The organism is Phaeodactylibacter sp. (genome assembly GCF_040219495.1).
Classification (GTDB): Bacteria; Bacteroidota; Bacteroidia; order Chitinophagales; family Saprospiraceae; genus Phaeodactylibacter.
This window is the reverse complement of the sequence record NZ_JAVJSK010000051.1, coordinates 98823-120204: the sequence shown is the minus strand read 5'-3', so window position 1 is coordinate 120204 and position 21382 is coordinate 98823. Positions and strand designations below refer to the sequence as shown.

15 protein-coding genes are annotated in these 21382 nt (G+C 50.4%); 4 read left to right on the top strand and 11 right to left on the bottom strand.

What is annotated here, in order from left to right; all coding sequences use genetic code 11:
• Both RIC19_RS07945 and RIC19_RS07940 read right to left on the bottom strand, forming a co-directional pair.
• A complete protein-coding gene (locus RIC19_RS07945; protein ID WP_350177770.1) occupies window positions 1-2808 on the bottom strand; it encodes a DUF7619 domain-containing protein in 2808 nt (935 codons plus the stop codon).
• Window positions 2809-3014: 206 nt separating this feature from the next.
• A complete protein-coding gene (locus tag RIC19_RS07940; protein WP_350177769.1) occupies window positions 3015-5822 on the bottom strand; it encodes a DUF7619 domain-containing protein in 2808 nt (935 codons plus the stop codon).
• Window positions 5823-5918: 96 nt separating this feature from the next.
• Between RIC19_RS07940 and RIC19_RS07935 the strand changes: the two genes are divergently transcribed.
• Window positions 5919-7334: a hypothetical protein gene (locus RIC19_RS07935; RefSeq protein WP_350177768.1), complete on the top strand. Its 1416-nt coding sequence runs from the start codon at window positions 5919-5921 to the stop codon at window positions 7332-7334.
• Between the two features lie 216 nt (window positions 7335-7550).
• On the opposite strand, the gene RIC19_RS07930 is transcribed toward RIC19_RS07935, so the two are convergent.
• The 5 genes from RIC19_RS07930 to RIC19_RS07910 form a co-directional block, all read right to left on the bottom strand.
• On the bottom strand, window positions 7551-7985 hold the full coding sequence (locus RIC19_RS07930; protein ID WP_350177767.1) for an OsmC family protein: 435 nt from the start codon (window positions 7983-7985) through the stop codon (window positions 7551-7553).
• A 44-nt stretch (window positions 7986-8029) separates the two neighbouring features.
• Window positions 8030-8299: a hypothetical protein gene (locus RIC19_RS07925; RefSeq protein ID WP_350177766.1), complete on the bottom strand. Its 270-nt coding sequence runs from the start codon at window positions 8297-8299 to the stop codon at window positions 8030-8032.
• 34 nt (window positions 8300-8333) lie between these two features.
• Window positions 8334-8987, bottom strand: a complete 654-nt coding sequence (locus RIC19_RS07920; protein WP_350177765.1) for a hypothetical protein — start codon at window positions 8985-8987, stop codon at window positions 8334-8336.
• Window positions 8988-9325: 338 nt separating this feature from the next.
• A complete protein-coding gene (locus tag RIC19_RS07915; RefSeq protein ID WP_350177764.1) occupies window positions 9326-10069 on the bottom strand; it encodes a LytR/AlgR family response regulator transcription factor in 744 nt (247 codons plus the stop codon).
• 7 nt (window positions 10070-10076) lie between these two features.
• Entirely contained in the window at window positions 10077-12167 is a 2091-nt protein-coding gene (locus RIC19_RS07910) for a sensor histidine kinase (RefSeq protein WP_350177763.1), read from the bottom strand.
• Between the two features lie 146 nt (window positions 12168-12313).
• On the opposite strand from RIC19_RS07910, the gene RIC19_RS07905 reads away from it, so the two are divergent.
• Window positions 12314-12526 (top strand): hypothetical protein, encoded by a 213-nt coding sequence (locus RIC19_RS07905; RefSeq protein WP_350177762.1) that lies wholly within the window; start codon window positions 12314-12316, stop codon window positions 12524-12526.
• A complete protein-coding gene (locus RIC19_RS07900; protein WP_350177761.1) occupies window positions 12523-13545 on the top strand; it encodes an ISAzo13 family transposase in 1023 nt (340 codons plus the stop codon). The genes RIC19_RS07905 and RIC19_RS07900 overlap by 4 nt, the downstream gene beginning before the upstream one ends.
• Here the strand turns inward: RIC19_RS07900 and RIC19_RS07895 are convergent.
• From RIC19_RS07895 to RIC19_RS07880, 4 genes are all read right to left on the bottom strand, one after another.
• Window positions 13520-14461, bottom strand: a complete 942-nt coding sequence (locus RIC19_RS07895; RefSeq protein ID WP_350177760.1) for a two-component regulator propeller domain-containing protein — start codon at window positions 14459-14461, stop codon at window positions 13520-13522. The two genes, RIC19_RS07900 and RIC19_RS07895, sit on opposite strands and share 26 nt — an antisense overlap.
• Window positions 14462-14581: 120 nt before the next feature.
• Complete coding sequence (locus RIC19_RS07890; RefSeq protein WP_350177759.1) at window positions 14582-14839, bottom strand: GlsB/YeaQ/YmgE family stress response membrane protein; 258 nt, start codon at window positions 14837-14839, stop codon at window positions 14582-14584.
• 320 nt (window positions 14840-15159) lie between these two features.
• Window positions 15160-16077: an endonuclease/exonuclease/phosphatase family protein gene (locus tag RIC19_RS07885; protein ID WP_350177758.1), complete on the bottom strand. Its 918-nt coding sequence runs from the start codon at window positions 16075-16077 to the stop codon at window positions 15160-15162.
• A gap of 134 nt (window positions 16078-16211) precedes the next feature.
• Window positions 16212-17216, bottom strand: coding sequence for a choice-of-anchor J domain-containing protein (locus tag RIC19_RS07880; RefSeq protein WP_350177757.1), 1005 nt, complete (start codon window positions 17214-17216; stop codon window positions 16212-16214).
• Between the two features lie 477 nt (window positions 17217-17693).
• On the opposite strand from RIC19_RS07880, the gene RIC19_RS07875 reads away from it, so the two are divergent.
• Window positions 17694-21377: a choice-of-anchor D domain-containing protein gene (locus RIC19_RS07875; RefSeq protein ID WP_350177756.1), complete on the top strand. Its 3684-nt coding sequence runs from the start codon at window positions 17694-17696 to the stop codon at window positions 21375-21377.
• Window positions 21378-21382: the final 5 nt, after the last annotated feature.

The following is a 21382-nucleotide window of genomic DNA, read 5'->3' as shown; positions in this document are numbered from 1 at the left end:
TTAGTGGTTAATAATAGTGCCGGCGGCGGTTAGCTTTTGGTCTACCCAAACCTGCAGCGCGTACTGCCCATTGGGTATTGCTCCCGGCCGGAGGGTCACGACCGGAGCAAATGGCTGCTCTAGTTGCCGGACGAGTTTGCCTTCCGTGTTGTAAATCAGGATTTGTACGGTATTTCCGGACAAGCCATCAAAAGAAATGTTCAGGAAATCGGTAAAGGGGTTGGGATAGGCATTCAGGGACAAGCCCGGTACGTAGATCTCTTCCATGTTGACCAGGATAAAGTTTTCATCAATAGTGGTTAGTGTGATGTTGGTGAAAATGGGCTCATTGAAGTCGAAGTAAATAGCGGCATCGTTTTCGACGGTGGTGCCGAGCGGGAGCCCTTCCCGGTGTTCCGCCCGGTAGCGTACGTAGCCTTGTGAGGCTTCCAGATTGGTGGTACTATCGGGCAGCAGAATGTGATCAAACCGGAAGCTGAGGAGGTTGTCCTCCTGTACTGTCAGGTTATAATCGTGGCTGCTTCCCAGGGGCTGAAAAGTGCTCAGGTTGAGTTCAGGTGGGAAGGGGTTCAGGATTTCTACGGTGAATGCAGTATCCGTGCCCGTATTCTGGAACCGGATGAGGTATTCCAGCGTAGTGCCCGGCTCTACCTGCCCTTCAGCTCCATACCCTTTCGGGAAGACCTGAATATCATTGGGGTCGAAGCTGCCAATGTTCTCCCGGCAGTCGATATCGAGCCAGGGGTCGCTGTCGCTCTGTGGGAAAATGTTGACAAAGCCGGTGCTGAAGCTGCCATCGGCGTTGGTGCCACAGCCTTCGAGCACAGCACTGAGGAAATCTTCGCCCGGTGCCCCCGGTTCCTGAGGGGTATTGAAGTAATACGTGCTGCCGTTGGCGGGGAAGGTGAGCAGGGTCTCCTGCCCCTGCGCCAGATCATAGGTTTCCTGCTGCAGGAGCACGGCGTCTTCAATGACGATATATTCGAGTGGAGCTGCCATATCCCCATCACCGGTATTCTGAATCCGGAAAAAGGCAGTGGTGTCCAGGCAGAGGGCTTCCAGCTCCAGAAAGGCTCCGGAGTAACCGGGCACAGGTGGCAGGCACAGCTCATCTGGAAAGATATGGGCTTCGGTACAGTGGCTTTGCCCCAGCTCGGCTTCACAACTGACCAGCACGGTCATATTGAAACGGCCGCATTGCCCGATATCCAGATTCTCCACGTCAAATTTATACCGTCCCGGGCTTAGCTCTTCAAATGGGATGGAAGCTTCCTGCAGCTCCAGGAAAGGGTCAAGGGTGATTTCCACGTGCACATTACCTGCGGATGCAGTGCCTATATTGCAGTAATCCACCGTGTAAGTATTGGAAAAGCAGCGGCGCAGGAAAGGCGTGCTCAGGTTGACCTGTAGCAGCGGGCAGTAGACGACCGGTGTGGCGGGGACATCAAGGGACAGGGTGTCAAAAAAGCCTGAGAAAACGGGCTCAAGCGTCGGGCACTCCGAAGCATAGTAGGGCGAGTTGAAGTAGGGGGTTAGGCTAAAGGTGCCGGTGTCCACCTGCATACTGAACTGCCCGGCCGTGTCTGTAATGGCGATGCTTTCAAAGCCCGGTTTGGTCAGGGTGAGCCCGGTGTTGGGCAGGGTAGGCTCGTTGGGGTCTCTTTGGCAGTTGTTGTTGAGGTCGAGGAAGACTTGCCCGCCGACTTGGTTGGTGAAGAGATTGCCAAAGGCATCGGTTTTTACCAAAAACATACTGCCTGAGAAGAAATCCAGAGCAGTGCCATTACCGCCCATCAAATAGCCGGCATCTTCAGTGGTTAACAGGGCGTCACCGCCTTCAAAGCCCAGGCGGGAGTAGATGCGCTCCCAGTTGTGGTTGCCCGCTTCGTCTATATTCAGTAAAAAGAGGTCATTGGCATAAAAATTATTAGATAGCAGCGCTCCAGTGATGGCGAAGTTGCCCTCCTGGGTTTCCGTTACCCTTGCCGGGAAATGGTCATTGGAGAGGGCGTTGCTCCATAAAATATCCCCTTCCGTGTTTAGTCTGGAAATTTGAGGCAATCCGGTACCCACAATAATGATGCCTTCCGTACCATTTATGACAGCAATACCTTCCGGGATGTCGCTGGCATTTCCGTCATTGGGTAGTTCGGTGCGCCAGAGGGTATTTCCGTCCGGGTCGATTTTCAAAACGATCCGGGTGGAGAATTGCTCGCCCGGTGGCGTACTTTGGAGCCCGAGGTAGATGTTGCCTGCTTCATCTTCTGCTAAGGCATGTACTTCCTCTTCGTTGGGATGGGGGAAGGTACGTGTCCAGATTTCCTGCCCGGCTGGAGTCAGCCTGCAAAGCATGGCGTGCCCGGTATTGCTATGCCCGCCCAGCAGCAAATCCCCATTGTCTGCGGAAGCCACTGCTTGGTTTGCCGTGAATTGAAAATCAAAATTGTCTGTTTCCGGAATAGCCGCTGTGCTAATCACCTCGCCCTCAGTATCGATGACATGCACATATGCATCGGTAACAAAGGAGAAGGTCCCATCGGCATGCTCAGCAAGGAAAATACCATATCCGCCAGGATAGCTTTTAAGCCAAACGGAATCGCCTTCTGCCGTGGTTTTCAGAATGGCTGCATTAAAGGAACCGCTCAAAGAGGCAGAAGTAGCGGCCAGGTAGCCTCCATCGGGGTGTTGGGCAAGGCTGTATACCCGGTAGGAATTGCTAGGGAAGTTATAGGTTTGCCGCCAGCCTTGCCCCGCGAGTTGTAGGGTGAAGAAGCTGAAGAGCAAAAGGTAGATATATTGGGTCTTCATGAGCTTTGTGTTGTTTTTCTTGCGGTAATGCATATCCTTATGCCACAGTGTAAATTGATTGATTTTGAAGGGGGAAATAAAACTGGATACCAGCCTTGGTAGGAGTTGAGGGTATAAACAGGGACTTCCTTTGTTTTTGTTTTCTAAGGGCAATCCACTGGAAGACAGGATCGAAAAAGTCATAAAATTAAACATGAAACTGGGGTTTAGTGATTAATAATAGTGCCGGCGGCGGTTAGCTTTTGGTCTACCCAGACCTGCAGGGCGTACTGCCCGCTGGGGAGGGGCCCCGGCCGTAGGGTCACAACCGGAGCAAAGGGTTCCTCCAGTTGCCTGACCAGCCTGCCGTCCATGCTGTAAATCATGAACTGTACCGTTTTTCCGGATATGCCGGCGAAAGAAATATTTAGGAATTCGGTAAAGGGGTTGGGGTAGGCCTCAAGGGATAAACCAGGCACGTACACCTCTTTCAAGTCTACTGTGATGAAGTTTTCATCAATGGTGGTCAGGGCGGTATTGGTGTAGATAGGGTCGTTGAAGTCAAAGTAAATAGCGGCCCGGTTTCCAAAATTAGTGCCGAGCGGGATCCCCTCCCGGTGGTCAATACGGTAGCGGACGAAGCCCTGTGAAGCTTGCAGGTTAGTCGTACTGTCGGGTAAGAGGATATTGTCAAAGCGGAAACTCAGGACACCATCTTCCAGCAGCGTTAGTTCGTAGTCGTGGCTGCTGCCCAGTGGTCGAAGGGTGCCCAGCTGTAGTGCATCGGAAATGGGGTTGAGGATTTCCACCGTAAATGCAGTGTCCGTTCCGGTGTTTTGAAACCGGATCAGGTAGTCCAGCGTGGTACCGGGCTCCACAATCCCCTCGGGCCCGTACCCTTCCGGGAAAACCTGTATGTCATTGGGGTCAAAGCTGCCAATGTTTTCCCGGCAGTCGATATCCAGCCAGGGGTCACTGTCGCTCTGTGGGAAAACATTGACAAAACCGGTGCTGAAGGTGCCATCATTATTATTGCCGCAACCTTCGAGTACAGCACTGATAAAGTCAGCACCCGGTGCATCCGGCTCCTGAGCGGTGCTGAGGTAATAAGTGCTCCCGTTAGCCGGGAAGGTAATAAGTGTTTCCTGTCCCTGAGCCAGATTGTAGGGCTCTTGCTGAAGCAGAACAGCATCTTCAATAACGATATACTCCAGTGGGGCCATCATGTCTCCGTCTCCGGTATTCTGAATCCGGAAATAAGCAGTCGTGTCGAGGCAGAGCGCTTCCAGTTCCAGAAAGGCACCGGAATAGCCAGGTACATCCGGGAGGCACAGTTCATCGGGGAAAATATGTGCCTCTGTACAGTGGCTCTGCCCCAGCTCAGCTTCACAGCTCACCAGGACATTGAAGTTGAAGCGACCACACTGACCGATAGCTAAATCTTCTACTTCAAACCTGTAGTGACCTGGGTCTAGTTCCTCGAAAGGAATACTAGCCTCCTCCAACTCCAGGAAAGGGTCAAGTGTAACTTCTACGTACACATTGCCTGCTGAGGTTGTTCCTATATTGCAGTAATCGACGTAATAGACGCTGGAGAAGCAGCGCCGCAGGAATGGGGTGTTCAGGTTGACTTGCAGGAGCGGGCAGTACACGACCGGAGTGGCCGGAATATCCAGTTTAAGGGTGTCAAAAAAGCTGGAAAATACGGGGTCAAATGTCGGGCATTCTGCGGTGTAGTAAGGAGAATTGAAGTAGGGGGTCAGTGTAAAATTGCCGGTATCGGCTACCATTTCGTAGAATCCTTCAGCATTGGTAATCGCTGCATTTTCAAAACCCGGTTTGGTGAGGGAAAGCCCCGTATTAGGGAGTGTAGGCTCTTCGTCATCTTTCTGGCAGTTGTTGTTGAGGTCCAGGAAAGCCTGTCCGCTGAGTTGATTGGTGTACAGGTAGCCCAGCGCATCGGTTTTTAACAAAAAGACGCTCCCCGCCTGGAAATCCGGCAAGCTTGCTGCTCCGCTGATGAGGTAGCCGGTATCCTCTGCTGGAATGATGGCACTACCTGTTTGAACCCGTGTGCGGTGGTAGATGCGCTCCCAATTGTGCTGCCCATCCTCATTGATGTTGAGCAGGAATACATCACCGAAGTAGATATCATTGGAATAGACGGCACCGGTGACCGCAAAGTTGCCCTCAGGGTCTTCCGTTACAGCTATCGGAAAATAGTTATTGGCAAGGGTGTCACTCCAGACTGTACTGCCCTCTGCATCAACCCTGAGCAGTTGAGGCTGCCCTGTACCGGCAATGATAATGCCTTCGTTGCCATTAACAACGGTAATACTGCTTACGGTGTAAAAGGTGTTTTCATCATACGGAAAATCAGTGCGCCAAAGCGTCACCCCGTTGGCATCTATTTTTTGAATGACCCTATTGGAGTACGAGGATCCCAGTGGCTTACTTTGCAACCCCAGGTAAATATTACCATCTTCATCTTCGGCAATGGCTTGCACCTCTTCTTCATTAGGGGATGCGAGGGTAGTGGCCCAAATTTCCTGCCCGGACTTTGTAAGCTTCATCACCATCGCGTCACCCAGGTCATTTTTACCACCCAAAAGTAAATGCTCATCTGCAGTTTGCACCGCGTTTTGCTCGGCGGTGTATACTACGTTGAAGTTGTCCGTATCGGGTAGGGGTACAGAACTGAGTATTTCACCCTCCGTATCGATAAGGTTGATATATCCGGTGGTGACAAAGGAAAAGGTGTTGTCGCTATTCGAGGCGATGAGCAAGCCCTCTTGTCCGGGGTAAGACTTTAACCAGATAGAGTCTCCTTCGGGATTGGTTCTTAGCAGCACGGCATCAAATTCACTGCTCAGGGAGGCCGTCGAGGCAATCAGAAAGCCACCATCCGGATGTTGTGCCAGGTCGTATACGCGGTGAATTTGGCTGGGGAAACGATAAGTTTGCCGCCAGCCCTGAGCGGATAGCTGTAGCGTAAAGAGGCAGAACAGGAAAAAATATAAATGGCGACTTTTCATGAGTTTGGTATTGATTGCACTACAAAAGTGCGGGCTTTCCTTCCGGGCTGCAAAGGGAGAATTTTATTATTGTAGAAATATGAGCTACATTTAGGTATGAATAACTATCAGCTCTACGATCTGCTGGATACTTTATTGACCGGAGAAGTTCGTAAATTCAGGTCATTCATTACCTCAGGGTATGCAACGCAGCGGGCGGAACTACAGCAAATGTTGATATATATTGTAGAAAGGAAAGCTGCAAAAAGGCCCTGGCCGGATCTGAAATTACTGTACAGGCATGCTTTTCCGGATCAGCCTTACGACAATCAGCGCCTCCGGAATGCGATGAGCGATCTGCATGCTTTGCTGGAAGACTTCCTGCTGATGGAGCAGGCACGTGCCAGCGGTACGGCACGTTACCGGCAATTATCCAGGCTTTACCGGGAGCGCCGCCTTGATCGGCATTTTCAGCGGACAATGCGCCGGCAGAATCGTCAGTTGGAAAAACAACCCCTGCGCAATACCGATTATTATCAGGCGCTCCTGGCCTACCGGGTAAGCGAGCTGGAGCATCAGGCGGATAACCGTCGTACTGAGCCCTTGCAGCTGCAGGAAATCGCAGATACATTGGATGTGGATTATCTGGCCCGTAAGTTGCGGCACGCCTGCACCCAACGGTCGCATGAGGCGGTATTTAAAAAGTCCTATGATTATGGGTTGCTGGAGTCCCTCATTGAGCGGATTGAATCAGGGGGCTACCTGGAATACCCGGCTATATCGCTTTATTATCACTGTTTTATGTTTCTGGGCGATGCCGAACAGGAAAAGCACTTTTTGGCGTTTCGGGCGCTGCAGCAACAGCATCAGGAGCAATTTACAACGGAAGAGCAAAAAGACCTGTATATGCTGGCGCTCAATTTTTGTATCCGGCAGATCAATACTGGCAATATCTTTTACGCAGAAGAAAGCTGGCGGCTATACCAGGATGGCCTTTCCCAGCAAGTGCTCCTGGATGGGGGGCGGTTGTCGCGCTTTACGTTTAATAACATCGTAGCAGTGGGCATTCGCCTGGAGTACCTGGATGAGGTGTCCGGCTTTATAGCGCGTTACACGGCTTATTTACCAGCCGCCTATCGGGAATCGGCAAGTCAGTTTAATCAGGCGCGGCTGTATTTTGCCCGGCAGGACTATGATCGTGCCCGCCGAATTTTACTGACAACGGAAATCAGTGATCTGGTCAATGATTTGATTGCCCGTACGCTATTGTTAAAGATCTACTTTGAGCAGGGAGAGTATGACGTATTGGAGACGCACCTTGAACGGCTGAGAGGTTTTGTAAGCCGGCAGGAGTTCAGCCATTATCACCGGGAAAATTACGGGAATATTATCCGGGTTGTACGGCAGCTTATTGCGCTGGCTCCCTATGATGAGACTGGTCGGGTGAAGCTGAGGGAAAGGGTGGAAAAAATGGAGCCACTCACCGAGCGGGAGTGGCTGTTATCCAAAATAGCCGGAGGCTTTAGGCCGTAGCCCCCGGATTTAGAGCGTGTTGGGACTTTTGTAATCGGCCTGTCCCGGTGCACCGGTACACTTTTTTGCTTATACTTCGTCCCGAGAATCCTTCCCGCAAACTGCGGGACAGGCTATCTGGCTAAGGCTAAACTCCGGTTTTCGTGCCTCGTATAACCAAAAAGTTGTCAGTTTTTGACTAGAAGAGAAGGCAAAAGTCCCAACACGTCTTAGTTCTTAACCGATAAGCTCAGCTTTCATGGCAATCTCGGTATCAAGCAATTGGGAAATCGGGCAGTTTTCTTTTGCGCCCTTCGCTAGTTCCTGGAATTTGTCTGCTGAGATGCCAGGCACTTGGCCTTTCAGGGTCAGGTGAATGCTCGTGACGGCAAACCCTTCTCCTTTTTTCTCCAGTTTTACGGCAGCCTGTGTGTGGAGTTCTTTGGGCTCAAACCCAGCCTGCTCCAGCTGAACACCCAGAGCCATATTGAAGCAACCGGCATGAGCGGCGGCAATCAGTTCTTCAGGGTTGGTGCCTTTTTTGCCATCTTCATTTTCGAAGCGGGTTTTGAAAGAATAGGGCTGCTGGTCAAATACGCCGCTTTGCGTGGAAAGGTGGCCGCTGCCTTTGGTACCTGTGCCATTCCAAACTGAAGTTGCTGTCCTTTTCATAAGTGTTTTTTGTTTTTGGAACGGGGGGTAGGCAGCGATGTTCGTTATTTCACCAACAACTTCAGGCTCTTTTGGCCTCCTTCATACTGTAGCTGTAATACGCACAATCCGGAGGGCAGCACCGCTACGGTTAGGGTATGATTACTGACGGGCGGCAGGTGGTGGAAAAGCACCCGCCCGTCCGGCGCGATAGTGATTGTGGTGGGGTCAAGCCCGGCAGCCATTTGCTGCTTCAAAAATCCAGAGGGGAGTTGAGCGCTCTGCAAGACGAAAGGCAACAGGAGCAGGGAGAGGAAAAATATGGAGTGTTTCATAGTAGAGTTGATCCTGCTTGACTCAAGAAACGCATCACTCCTCCAAGACCCAAATCTGGCTATTCTCTTTGAGGGCAATCACGCCCTTTCCCGGCTGCAGGAAAAAGCCAAGGTTGTCCTGCTCAAAACTCCATACATCGGTAAAGACAGTGCCATTGATCTCTACAGACGCCCGTTTCTGTATCAGGTTAGTGATGCTGGTTTCTTCCGGGATCAGCGTACCGTCAAAGCGCTGCTCGATGACCTGTCCGGCCTGAATAGAAGGCGTGCCGGAAGAGTAGGAAGCCTGCAGGGCGTCAAAGAAGTGCTCTGTTTCCCATTCATACAGCCCGGTAAAGACGGCAAGGTCAAGGAGGCGCTCATTGTCTTCAGACACGAAAATGTAACGTAGGTTGTCTGTTAGGTAGTACTCGCAGCTGGAAGGGCTGTTGAAGCGTGCTTCAGTGCAGATAATGTTAACGCAGAGCTGATCTTGTCCGGCTTCCTCACCCCGGGGAGCTGAAAACGACAGGGCCTGACCGTTAGCGTTGACGAAGCGCAGTGTTTCTGTGCCATCATAAGGCAGGAAATTTTGCCCGGCCTGGCTAAGGCCGAGCTGCCCGATCTCTTCGTCAGGGGGGCAGTTGCAGGCCACGGAGGACAACAAAGTCAACAAACTAAATAAAAAAAGGAGCTGAGAAGCATTCATGGTTGAGCATTTACCTATCATAACGCTCCAAACCTGATTTGTGTGTACAGAAAAAGAAAAAAGAGCCATCGGTACAAGATGGCTCTTCTGGATAAGCTAAGAGAGCGTATCAGCCTGCAAAGCAGACAAAATCAAACTGAGAATTATTCTTTTTATTCCATTGAATACGATTCAAAGGAGGGGTGTGTTGTTCGGAAAGGCTTCAGGTTAGGGTTATTAGTGGGGCTCATCTATAGAACAAAACATGCTTTGAAGTACCAAATATAGGGCGCTTTACTGGAAGCTGTAGCTCGCATTGGACAAACGGGCAGAATCATGGAACGAGAGGGCAGAATTGCCTACAAGCGGGTAAGTCGTTGCAGGAAATCTCCTTTTCTGCGTTTGGAAACAGGGACCTGAGATTGGTCTTCCATCGTGACCTGCCCATCGCGGTTATAGCGAAGGATACGGTTGTGGTTGATGAGGTGAGAGCGGTGCACCTGAAAAAAGCCATAGGGTTCCAGCAAACGGACAAACTCACCGATATTGTAAGAACTCACGAGGGTTTGGCCTCCGGAAAGAAAGAGTATGGTCAGTCTGTTTTGCCCTTCGCACCGGATGATATCAGAAGTAGGGACAAACTCAAGCCCCTCTTCGGTAGGTATCCCAATGCGGTTAGAGGAACTGCCGGGCTGCTCGAGGTTGCGGATGAGGGCTTTGTTGCGGTCATTGTCCCGGCGTTCGCGAATGCGCTCAGTGGCATTATGTACGGCCTTGATCAGTAGGCTGTTTTGGATAGGCTTCAGGATATAGCCAATGGCACAAAAGTTGATCGCATCAATAGCAAAGTTATCAAAGCCAGTCACGAAAATGATTTCAAAGTTGAGGTTGTCGAGCCGGCGGAGCAGGTCAAATCCGCTTTCACCAGGCATAGCGATATCCAAAAATACCAGCTCCGGCTTGAGCTCCTGTATAAGCTTTTGGCCTTCCCCGGGGGTGTCCGCCATGCCCAGGAGTTGAATTTCCGGGCAAAACGCTTCGAGCTTGCTTTTAAGGGTCAGCCTTGCGTGGGCTTCATCTTCAACGATAACTGCTTTGATCATGGGTGAATTATTCAATTTCAGGAACGGTGACAACTATGCGGGTCCCTGCAGCAGAACCGTCTGAGTGCTTTAGGTCTGTCACTTCAACTTTGACGTCGTACCCCTCAATAACGCGAAGGACGTTAAGGCGCTCATTCGTGATCTGCATTGCGCGGGAGCGGTAGGCTTTACCTGTTCGCTGCTGAATACCTTTCGCGGCGGCTCTGCCTACTCCATTATCTTCCAACGTACAAATCAAAGTCTGGTTTTGATCCTGGGTAATTGTCAGGTTTAATTTTCCACTTTTCATCTTGTGGAATAAGCCATGGTTGATGGCATTTTCCACGAAAGGCTGTAGCAGCATCGTTGGGATTAGAGTGGTGTAAGGGTTGATATCGGGGGCTACTTCCACCGTTGCCTCAAACCGGTCGGGGAAGCGCATCTGCTCCAGCTCGATATACAGTTTGATGAGGTGGAGCTCTTGGTGTAGGTTGATGTAGCGGTTTTTGGAAGATTCCAGGAATTGCCGCATGAGCATGGCAAATTTAGACAGGTAGTTGTCTGCCTGTTGCTTTTCGTTGGCCGCTATGAAGTACTGAATGGCACTAAGGGAATTGAAAACAAAGTGAGGGTTCATTTGCGCCTGTAGCGCCTGTAGCTCCAGCTCTGCAAACTGCCGGTTGATGGCGTTTTCGCGTTCGGCCTGCTGCCGAAGGCGGTGGAGCCGCCACCGGGTGATGCCCCAGGCTATAATGCCAAGTCCAGCAAACAGTAGTAACCAGGGGAACGACTGCTGCCAAAAGTTGGAGCGTATGGTAACTTCCACGGTATGGGTTTTGCTGCGTTGCTGATTATTGTCTTCAGCCAATACGGTAAAGGTATATTTGCCAGGGGAGAGGTTGGTATACCGGACCTGCCGCCCTGCAGTCAGCATGACCTGCTTGTCAACCCCTTTGAGCTGATAGAAGTAACGGATGTTGCCCAGGCTCTTGAAAGAGATACCCGTAAAGGAGAAAGAAAGCTGGTAAGGCGGCCCCTGAATCACATAGGTGGTATCGGCAGGGTGCTGCGTTCCATCCACCTCAATACCGGAAAAATAGAGTTGTGGGTGACGGAAATTGTAATACTGCTCCTGCTTTTTGATTTTAGCCAGCCCCATAGAACTGCCCACGTAGATCGCGCTGCTGTCGGCCAAGGCAGCCTGGGTTTCCACAGAGGGCAGCCCTTCCCGGGTCCCATACACTTCTGCGAGGTAGGAATCTTCCACGCTGGAAGCCATTCTGATGAGTTTGGCCCCCTTGCTGGTTGCCGCGATGAGGGTGTTGCCATTCAGGTGCAGGCTATTGATGCTCAACCCTTCTGTTCCTTTTACTGTAAACGTTGCGCCATCACGGAGTGCGATCACGCCCCTGCCATCTGTGCCGATCCAAAGGGTGCGGGTGTCCTCATCGTAAACAAGCTCTTGAATATACAGCTCCTGTAGCAGCTCAGGGGTTTCAATGGGCTGGTAGCCGTTTTTTTCGGTATACTGAGCAAGCCCGTCAATGTGGCCGAGCCAGAGGGTCCCTTCGGGCGTGAAAGTACAGGCATAAGTGCGTTTTTCGGTGAGTAGCTCCAGCCGCTTTGGGGTGTCTTCTCCTTCAAAGTGGAGCACGTAAGGGTGGGTCCCACGGGCTACACAGAGCCGTTGAGTAGGGGCGTGCCATGCCAAATCTTTAATGCTCTGCCCCAATGCAAGTTTGGTGCCCGGCGAAGTAAAAAAGTGTTCAATACCGTGGTCTTCTATGGGGAGGTCCCCAAATTGAATGGACTGAACCTGCAACCGCTGCCCATTCAGCTTGATGTACTCCAAAGGCAAAAGAGGGCGGGCTGCCCAAAGGTATTCATCATCCCGAAAGCACAGTGCATTTACATTACGGCTGTCATTGAGTTGTCCATCGAGTTCGGGTAGGAGTAGTTCGAGTTGTTCATTTTGGTGGAGTTGTAGCACGGCCCCTTTTCGGGTGCCGGCCACGATCGTGCCATTTCCTGACCTGGCAAGGTGGGTGATTCCTATATTGTATTGGTCTTCAAAGGTGAATAACTTGGTATTGCGCTGCCGGGCAGTAAGAAAAAACACCCCCTGATCCTTTGAGCATATCCAGTAGTTGCCCTCGCGGTCCCGAAAGGAACGGTGGATATCTCCCTGAGTAGGTAAGTTGAACTTAGGAACGTCAAATAAATAAGTGTCCGATTTGTTATCTTTCGGAAACTTAAACTAATACCATGCCCAAGCTAGTCCAACCCTATGATAAAGATACGGAAGAATATATGATTCTATTCAGTGAAAATCTTTCGGAAAAGGATCGTCGTCACTATGCGGCAGTGGAGGCTAAGAAGCTGGGCCACGGAGGCATTGAATATATTGCTCGTTTATTTGACTTATCCGTTAAAACGGTAGCTCGTGGTTTGGAAGAGTTGTCAAAAAAAAGCTCTTGAAGAACCGTACTCGCCGTATTGGCGGTGGGCGCAAAAAACGTATTGATACAGAGCCGGGCTTGATTAATAAAGTAGAAGGCGTGGTGAAGGACTACATTGGTGGTAGCCCATCAGCGGAAGTAAAATGGACCTATCTGACGATTAGCGAAGTACAGACCGTACTCAAACAAGAACACGATACGCTCGTATCCTGGCCTGTACTTAAGGATATTTTTAAGCAGCTCAAATATGGGCGTCGTAGCTTGTTTAAGCAGGAGGCAATGAAGGATAATCCTAACCGAGATGCTCAATTCAGAAACATTGCTAAGTTTCGTGACTACTATTTGGCTCGTAACTATCCTGTATTAAGCGTAGACACTAAGAAAAAAGAGCTGTTAGGACGTTTTTATCGCCCGGGAGCTTGTTTAGTTCAAGGAGTCAGAACCTGCTATGATCATGATTTCGCCAGTTTTAGCCAGGGAAAAATAGTTCCTCATGGCATCTATGACTTAGGGCGTAATACAGGGCACATCACACTTGGATCATCTAAAGACACTGCCGAGTTTAACGTAGACTGTCTACGCCAATATTGGCGGCAAATTGGCAGTAAACACTATCCAAATAATGCGCCTTTACTTTTGCTCTTAGATGGCGGCGGTTCCAATGGTTGCCGTAATCGATTATTTAAGCAAGAGTTACAAGACTGGGCAGATGAAGAAGGGATAAATATCCGTGTAGCTCACTATCCAGCCTATTGCTCAAAGTACAACCCCATTGAACATCGACTTTTTCCTGGCATCACTAAAGCATGGGCAGGAGTAATGCTTGATACGGTTGAAACAATGAAAGAATTAATTGAAAAAAGAGCGGCCTTGCTCAAATCAAATTTGAAAATAACTGTCGACATCTTGGACCAGACCTACGAAAGTGGTATACAGGTTTTTGACAACTTCCTGGATTTCTGTAATATTAAATTTGACGAGTTTTTACCTGCTCGTAATTATCGCATTATGGCTATGCCCAAATCGGACAGTTATTAAATCGACGTTCCTTAAGGGTATCAACGCCATTCATGTTCTCATCAATGATGAATAAGCCCAGGTTGGTTTGAATTTGGAGCTGACCATGCAGGCGCTGGTATCTAAGGAATTCCGGTTGGCTGCCGAAAATTTGGCTGAGGTTAAAGCTGCCTATGCTATCCGACTGAAGAGAAAGGTAGCCCAGCAGGCTGTCCTGAAAAGGCCAGACTAAAAGGCGGCCGTTCCAGTAGGTACAGCTCTGTCGATACTTGTGGTTTAGCCAGGTCCTGATTTTAGTATCCTCTTTTCCAATCAGGTAATTCTCTTGGAACCCCTCATTTGCGACTCTCGACACCTTAGTATCTTCTTCATGAAAACGGATGAAGGTGTCCCGGGAGCAAGGGTAGTATAAGTAGTCCGGGATGCTTTTTATCTCCTCAGGGACCGGGAGTTGTTGGACACTGCAGCAGCTGTCCGGGATCAGCAAATGTGCTGTCCCTTTTTCGTAAATGGCGATATCTTCCCCATTGGTGATGAACTCGAAGCGCTGAAAGTCGGGTGAGGTACTTTCGTAGTAGGTCTTGACGCTGTCCCCCTCAATAGCCACCAGCTTATTACTAAAAGTGTTGACCCAGATGCGCCCCTGCTGGTCTTCAGCAAGGAACCAGACATCGTTGACGGGCAGCCCGTCTTCCACCGTGAAATTACGAAACTGATACCCGTCAAACCGGCTGACACCATGCTCGGTGTAAAACCAAACAAACCCCCTTTGGTCCTGAAGGCCTCCATATACTGCGTTGGTGGGCAAGCCGTCATTAGCCGTGTATTGCCTGAAGTGATAGGTTTGGCCCTTGCACACCACGGAGAGTAAGAACAAGCTACATAGCAAGCTCAGGGAAACCAATGGCCTGATGCTTTTAGACGTGCTTGTTTTCATGATGATCTGTCATAGCGTTTATGGAGTAACCTCTACGTTACAAGCCACCTCTAATACTTTTACGCACTATGTGGGAGTCGCACAAGTACAGGCAATAGGTCGTCAGGCAGGGCGGTTAAATTAGATAGGCAGGTTCAGTTTATTGGCGAGGTATTTGTGGTAAATGAAAAGGATGAGCACGGCTCCACCCGTAGCGATTAGTAGGTTTTTTAGGAAATTCCCCCCGTCAATGCCGATGAGCCCGCCAATGAAATGCCCGACAAAGGAGCCTACAATGCCAATAATGATGGAAGATATCCAACCGCCCTTCTCATCCTGTGGCGTGATCATTTTGGCCAATGCGCCTGCAATCAGGCCAATAATTAAAGTGTAGATCATAATTGGTAGTTTTTCGTTCTCGTTTATGGTTGCAGACAACGGGTCTGTGATATAAAAATAGGCAAATTACCGCAGCTCTTCTAAAAAATCAGCTTTTGTGTGAATAAGAACGGTGCCGAGCGCTGCTGCTTTCCTGAGCGACGAGCGATTGACTAAGAGGTGCTATGTTTAGATCTCTTAGAGCGTGTTGGGACTTTTGTCTTCTAGTCGAAAACTAACATTTTTTGCTTAGAGCAAACCGATTACTAAGAGCATGTTTGGAGCTCGTTGCTATTGCAAATCAACGAGCTCCAAACATGCTCTAAAGTCCCAACACGCTCTTAAAGAGGGCGGTACTCTAACAAGGCAATGACGGGAAAATGATCGGACAGGAAGTTAGTATTGTATAGGAGGTTATTGGTTTCATGCAACTCCACCGAAAACCCTTGGATAAAGATGTAATCAATGCGGCGGTTGTGGCTGCCACTTGGATTGAACCCATTGAATGTGCCTGACGGCCCAAGCCGGACTTTACCCTGTTCATAGCTATCCTGCAGATCCGTTTGCACGATTCTTTCGTAAGCTATAGAGGAGGGCTCAACATTAAAGTCGCCGCTTAGGATGACCCAATGGCCAGCACTTTTAGCAGCTATAGAGTCCATAATCAGGGCAGCGCTGTTTACACGCGCCTCTTTCCCGACATGGTCGAAGTGGGTATTATAGAAATGTACCTCCCGGCCGTTACGCTTGTCTTTCAAAACAGCGTAGGTACATATCCTTTCCATGGCGGCATCCCAGCCCACAGAAGGCTGATCCGGCGTTTCGGATAACCAGAAGGTGCCACTGTCTAAAACGGTAAACATGTCATCGCGGTAGAAAATAGGAGCGTACTCTCCTTTACTAATGCCATCCTCCCTGCCTACGCCGATGGCTTTGTACTGGCCTAATTGATTTTTCAGGTACTGGAACTGATTATCAAGCACCTCTTGCATACCGACGATGTGCAGGTTTTCCGACTCAATATAGGTCGCCACTGCTGCTTTGCGTTTGTGCCAGTTGTTGGCTCCATCGCCAGCGTGGTCCAATCGGATATTGAAGGAGCAAGCCTTAATCTGATCGTCTGTTATCGCATTATGGGGCGTTGCTGCTTTCTTCAGTTCAAAACCGGACAGCAGCAGAACAAGCAGGAATACAGCTGATGTCTGTAGGAAAAGTCCAGCATTGAGCCTCCTGAATTGAGATCCATTTCTTTTTGGCATGATTAAAAGGTTAATCCATTAAGTATGGCGGGACACCATATTGTTTTGGCATGATCGGTTAGTCTCGGAATAAAAACGGCTGCGTACCCTGGCAAGACCAAAGCGCGCAGCCGTAATTTGGACAAGAAATATGCTTAGTTATCTGTAACAGAAACGTTGCCGATTCTCAGAATAGTCGCATCAAAAGTACCAGGGCCTCCTGCTCTGTATACAAAAGCAATGGCGATTACTTCACCATTAAAAGGAGAAAGGTCAAGGTCCCCTGAATTAGTGAGATCGTCTGCGCCAGGGTCATTGTCATCGATAGCAGTGAATCCAGGCTCAAATCGCTGCCAGGTAGCATTTTCCACACTTACGGAATAGTCCGTAGAGATCAGTACATCATAAGGGCCATCCGGGTATGGGAAGTTATCCGTAGGCGCAAAGCGACGGTCAAGATCAAAATTCAGGATTGGGTTAGTTGCTCCGGTCAGGTTCAGGCGGGGCGTTACCAGCCATACTTCTGAACTCATGTTGTCGCTTGACCCGGCAACAAAGGAATTTACGCTTACTGCATTGAACCCGAAGAAATTCTCATCTACACAGGTCCATACAGAGGAACCCTCACCATTCTGCTGAATCACGGCTTCCGTCCATCCGTCGGGTACAGGTTGCTGTGGGTCTTCCTGGCAGCCGGTAAAGGTTTCCATAAGCGGCAGGTCCGCACCTACATCTACAATTGTAATGATAGATTCAATGGTGATGCCGGTCGTAAGGCCAGGACCAGTGCTGGTCAGCATAAGGTTTGCAGTAAGCTGCCCTTCAATACCCGCCTCAATGGGCGTAAAGGTGAAAGAGGCAGTGCTGGCACCGGACTGTACAGGGATCACCACTGTAGTGCCTGAAATAGCAGGATCAGTGCTGAAAGCTACGCCTGCGTCTGCGCCAGTGATCTCAATCTCAATCTCTGAGTCTTGAGTAGCTGCTGGAGAAATAACCAGCTCCACCTCAATCGGACTGAGGTCACTGGTAGTCAGATTATAAATGTCCTCCGTAAAGTTTACCGTTGAGATGGTGTCATCACCATCGTCATCGCAGCCCATGAAAGTGAGGGCGGAAATAGCAAAAAGACCAAGAATTAAATAATGCCAATTTTTCATAGATGTCTTGATTTTTAAAGATTTTGGTTTTACAAGATCAATATTCGTTTGGAAGCCACTGGCCAGATGCCTTAGCTTCTTTATTATAACGATACTGACTGGCATTTCGTCTACCAGGAGACGAAAATGACTATTTTGAGATTAGTAAAATTTCATGGAATAGCGCCAGCGGTCAGGAGAAATTGAGTTACATTGGCACTTTGCGAAAAGTATTGATATAAAATGAGTCAACTGGTTTTCGTCCGCCTGCTAAGATAGAAAAAAAGCTAAACATAAGTTTATCTTCCTTTCTGGTCTGGATGTGTTTGTGCGAGAAAAAATGTATATTTATTGTTATGCTTCTTTCAATAGAAGTGGAAAATGGAAGATCCCATGAATTTGACCTTGCACGGAGGGCTGGTGCCGGGCATCATTACAAATCAGATACCAATGACAATTTTTAAGATATTTTACCAAAACATAAAAGAAAACACCCTTATGAGGTTGACATCGCTTTTACTCATACTTTTCTCCTGGGGGTATTCTGCGGCGCAATCCATCGCCTGGCAAGCAGATTTAAATGGTCTGACTGGTGGCGAGTTGTTAGCCAATCAGACAGGCGCCGCTACAACTAACCGGGGTGCTTTCGGCTTGGATAATGTCAACCGCAATGCCCGTGAGGTGGAAACAGGCGATGATATGCTGGTTTTTCCAGGTATGATGACCGAGCTGTCGGTGAGCCCGGCCAGCCACTCCTTTCCAGATCAGCAGATTTTGCAGAGCTCAGCCCCACAGGTTTTCGAAATCCAAAATACAGGTGCAGCTCCACTGGCGCTTAGCCCCGACCAGATCTATCTGGAGGCTCAAGGGGCACAGTCGGTCCCCTTTTCTATCATGACGTACAACATCTGGTTTGACTCGCAGAACTGGCCGGCACGCTTCAACTATATGCTGGGTGAAATCCGGGAGGTCGATCCGGATGTGATTTGCCTGCAGGAAGTTATCCAACGGCCCAACCTGCCCAATCAGGCGGCCTCAATGGCGGACTCGCTGGGCTATTTCTACGTATTTACCTCGCGCGACCCGGAAGGCGCGCCGACCCGCTTCGGCAATGCCATCCTCTCACGCTACCCCATTGAGGAAAGTAACGCGGTGGAGCTTTCGCCGCTCAGTGATTTTCGCACCGCCATCCACGCGCAGATCGAGATCGGGGGCAATGTGATCGACATTTACAATACCCACCTGCACAACTCGGCAGTAGGACAGCAGATCCGGGTCGAGCAAATTGAGGCCCTGAAGAGCTTTATCGACCAAACACAGACAGGTGATCTAACCTTTCTTTGCGGTGACTTCAACGCCGATCCCGACTGGGAAGAGATGGAGCTGGTGTATGAGGACTTCATCGACGTTTATCCGCTCTTTCACGAGAACGATCTGGCACCCGAGCATGGTACGCTTAATTTCAATCTGGATCATCAACAGCGGCGTATCGACTACATCTTCTTCAGCAGGGAGAGCGCTGAGCAGCTCCGGCCTTCACAAGCCGGTATTTTGCTGGATCAGCCATCGCCTACCGGCATCTACGGCTCAGACCACTTCGCTGTTGGGGCATCTTTTGATGTGCTTTCTCATGCTGACGAGTTCCTGTTGGAAAACCTGGATGCGGAGGTGGTGCTTCAGCCTGACGAGAGCGTGACAGTGCAAGTGCACTTCGCGCCTGAGACGGTAGGACTAAAAGAGATTTACCTGGTCGTTGATACCCTGAAAACACCGGTCAGTGGCACGGCTTTCGATGCGCGTGTGCTTTCATTCCCCTGGTTCGAGGGTTTTGACGACCTGACTGATGGCAATCTGCCTCAGGGCTGGGCGCGGACCCATCCGAACTGGAGGACTGTCAATACGAGCTCGGCTGGCGGCAGCGCGCCGGAAATGAACTTTTCGAATGAACCCATCACTACGGGCGAGCTGAGGCTGACCACGCCCGGTATTTTTACCAGTGGTCTGGACAGTATGGCTTTCTCCTTCAAACACCGGGTGCTGGACCCTGGTGAGCCTGGTCCCTTTTCTTTGAAGGTAATTGCTATCGCTGACGAAGAGGAGTACCTGATCCAGGAATGGACGGACCCCGCTGATATTGCCGCCAATGAATACGAGACTATCTTATACAAGGCACAGCACGGTATCGGGACAGCGCCCCTGCAATTGGCGTGGGTCTTCGAGGGCAACACCGCAGGCATTACACAGTGGGATATCGACGATATAGGTTTGCGGGCGCTACCGGCGCTGAGCGTGAGCCCTGATTCTGCTGATTTCGGTGCGGTGGTACTGGAAGAGGTTTCCGAGTCCATTTCCTTCACCATTCGCAATATCGGAGGCGATACCCTGCGGGTAAGCCCTCAGGATATTGCCATATCCGGGGCGGCAGCACAGGCGTATGTATTGGAAAACCTGACGGAAGAAGTAGCGCTGGGCGCGGGTGAGCAGGTCTCCATCGCTGTATCTTTATTACCAGTGGGGGAAGGACTGCAAGAGGCCGTATTACAGGTGCAGCACCTGAGCATTACTCTCAGCGGAACGGGTGTGGACCCTACCATAGCTGAGCTGCCATGGATCGAGCCTTTCGACGGGCTGGCTGGCGGTGGGCTGCCCATTGGCTGGAATGCTGATGTAGAGAACTGGGGCGCGTTTAACGCAAGTAATGCCGGTGGTGAATCCCCGGAGATGACTTTCTGGTGGCAGCCGGAAACTCAGGGTACTTTTCCGCTGCATTCGCCCAAAGTACTGACGGGGGAGGCAGACAGCCTTTTGTTCTCCTTTAAGTACCGCATTCGGGATTTTGGCTCCCCGGGTATCTATACCCTGAAGGTAGTAGCCGTTACCGGGGGCGAGCAGCACCTCATCGCAGAATGGGTGGATCCGCCCCTCATTGATGCCGCTGAGTTTTCCGCCATCCTCACTCAGGAGGAGCATGGGTTGGGCGCGGATGACCTGCGCTTCGCCTGGATCTTTGAGGGACAGACCGATAATATTACCCAATGGGATATTGATGACATCACGCTGGGTTTCATACCCGAAAATCCGGAACTGATGGTGAGCACAGCTGCTATTGATTTTGGTGAGCAGGAGACCGGCGATGTTTCTGCGCCAACTGCACTGACCTTCAGCAACGCAGGCGGCGGGCAACTGACCTTTCAACCGGAAGATATCTTCATCGACGGAGCGGATGCCGACGATTTCATCTTGGAAAATATCTCCCAGCAGGTTACCCTGACAACGCTCGAAGAGGCCATTATTTCCATTGCCTTCGCACCGGAGACAGTCGGTGCAAAGCAGGCCACCTTGCACATTCAGGGTGTGGAGATCAACCTGTCTGGGCAAGCAGTGGAGCCTGCCGACTACTTTGTTTATTCCGATTTCAGCATTATTGAGGAAGGGAGGGAGTATACCAATGTGGGCGGCTTCCGCGAGGTTGCTGGCTTCTCAGCAGGTAATATGACGGCTGTAGATCAGTCAGGTGTAGGCGAGTATGGCAACGTAGCGGTCGAGCTGGATTTCGATACTGAGCTGAGCACATCGCGCACCGTCTATTTCATGTGGGCTTTCCCACCGGTGGACTTGAGCGACTTCAACCGCATCGTCATCGTAGCCCGGGCAGAAAACCCGGCTACAGATGTGAAAATCAACTTGCAGGATACACAGGGCGTCAATGCTCAGGATGGTGGGAGTGAGACCTTCATCGATATCGGAACGGATTGGACGCTGATTGACCTTCCCGTTGAGGAATTCGACCTTGCAAGCTGGGCAACTAACCCACCCAATATGTCGGAGATCCAAAAAATCGATATGGAATTCGTGCAAGATGTTACCCAACCCAGCGCTAATAAGGTTTGGGTCGACCTGGTCGGTTTGTACTTAGATCCGGCTTTATCGAGCGCGGAGGCAACCGATGAAGCGGCTTTCACACTGTTTCCCAATCCAGCGCAGACAAACTGCTGGGTACAGACAGAGGCTGCGGGTCGGATACAGCTCTGGAGCACCACTGGTCAACTGCTCAAAGAGGTGCCGCTGCAAACGGCGGGCAGGCAGCAGTTTTCTATCGGAGCACTGCCGGCGGGGGTATATTGGGTGCGCTTCCTGCAAAAGGACGGTGGCACAGCGGTGCGCATGTTACTGAAGCATTAGAGATA

Excerpts from the sequence above, each read along its gene's own strand:
- RIC19_RS07875 (WP_350177756.1), top strand. The coding sequence starts at position 17,694 with ATGAGGTTGACATCGCTTTTACTCATACTTTTCTCCTGGGGGTATTCT.
- RIC19_RS07945 (WP_350177770.1), bottom strand. The coding sequence starts at position 2,808 with ATGAAGACCCAATATATCTACCTTTTGCTCTTCAGCTTCTTCACCCTA.
- RIC19_RS07885 (WP_350177758.1), bottom strand. The coding sequence starts at position 16,077 with ATGCCAAAAAGAAATGGATCTCAATTCAGGAGGCTCAATGCTGGACTT.
- RIC19_RS07940 (WP_350177769.1), bottom strand. The coding sequence starts at position 5,822 with ATGAAAAGTCGCCATTTATATTTTTTCCTGTTCTGCCTCTTTACGCTA.
- RIC19_RS07915 (WP_350177764.1), bottom strand. The coding sequence starts at position 10,069 with ATGATCAAAGCAGTTATCGTTGAAGATGAAGCCCACGCAAGGCTGACC.
- RIC19_RS07935 (WP_350177768.1), top strand. The coding sequence starts at position 5,919 with ATGAATAACTATCAGCTCTACGATCTGCTGGATACTTTATTGACCGGA.
- RIC19_RS07920 (WP_350177765.1), bottom strand. The coding sequence starts at position 8,987 with ATGAATGCTTCTCAGCTCCTTTTTTTATTTAGTTTGTTGACTTTGTTG.
- RIC19_RS07905 (WP_350177762.1), top strand. The coding sequence starts at position 12,314 with ATGCCCAAGCTAGTCCAACCCTATGATAAAGATACGGAAGAATATATG.
- RIC19_RS07895 (WP_350177760.1), bottom strand. The coding sequence starts at position 14,461 with ATGAAAACAAGCACGTCTAAAAGCATCAGGCCATTGGTTTCCCTGAGC.
- RIC19_RS07890 (WP_350177759.1), bottom strand. The coding sequence starts at position 14,839 with ATGATCTACACTTTAATTATTGGCCTGATTGCAGGCGCATTGGCCAAA.
- RIC19_RS07925 (WP_350177766.1), bottom strand. The coding sequence starts at position 8,299 with ATGAAACACTCCATATTTTTCCTCTCCCTGCTCCTGTTGCCTTTCGTC.
- RIC19_RS07880 (WP_350177757.1), bottom strand. The coding sequence starts at position 17,216 with ATGAAAAATTGGCATTATTTAATTCTTGGTCTTTTTGCTATTTCCGCC.
- RIC19_RS07930 (WP_350177767.1), bottom strand. The coding sequence starts at position 7,985 with ATGAAAAGGACAGCAACTTCAGTTTGGAATGGCACAGGTACCAAAGGC.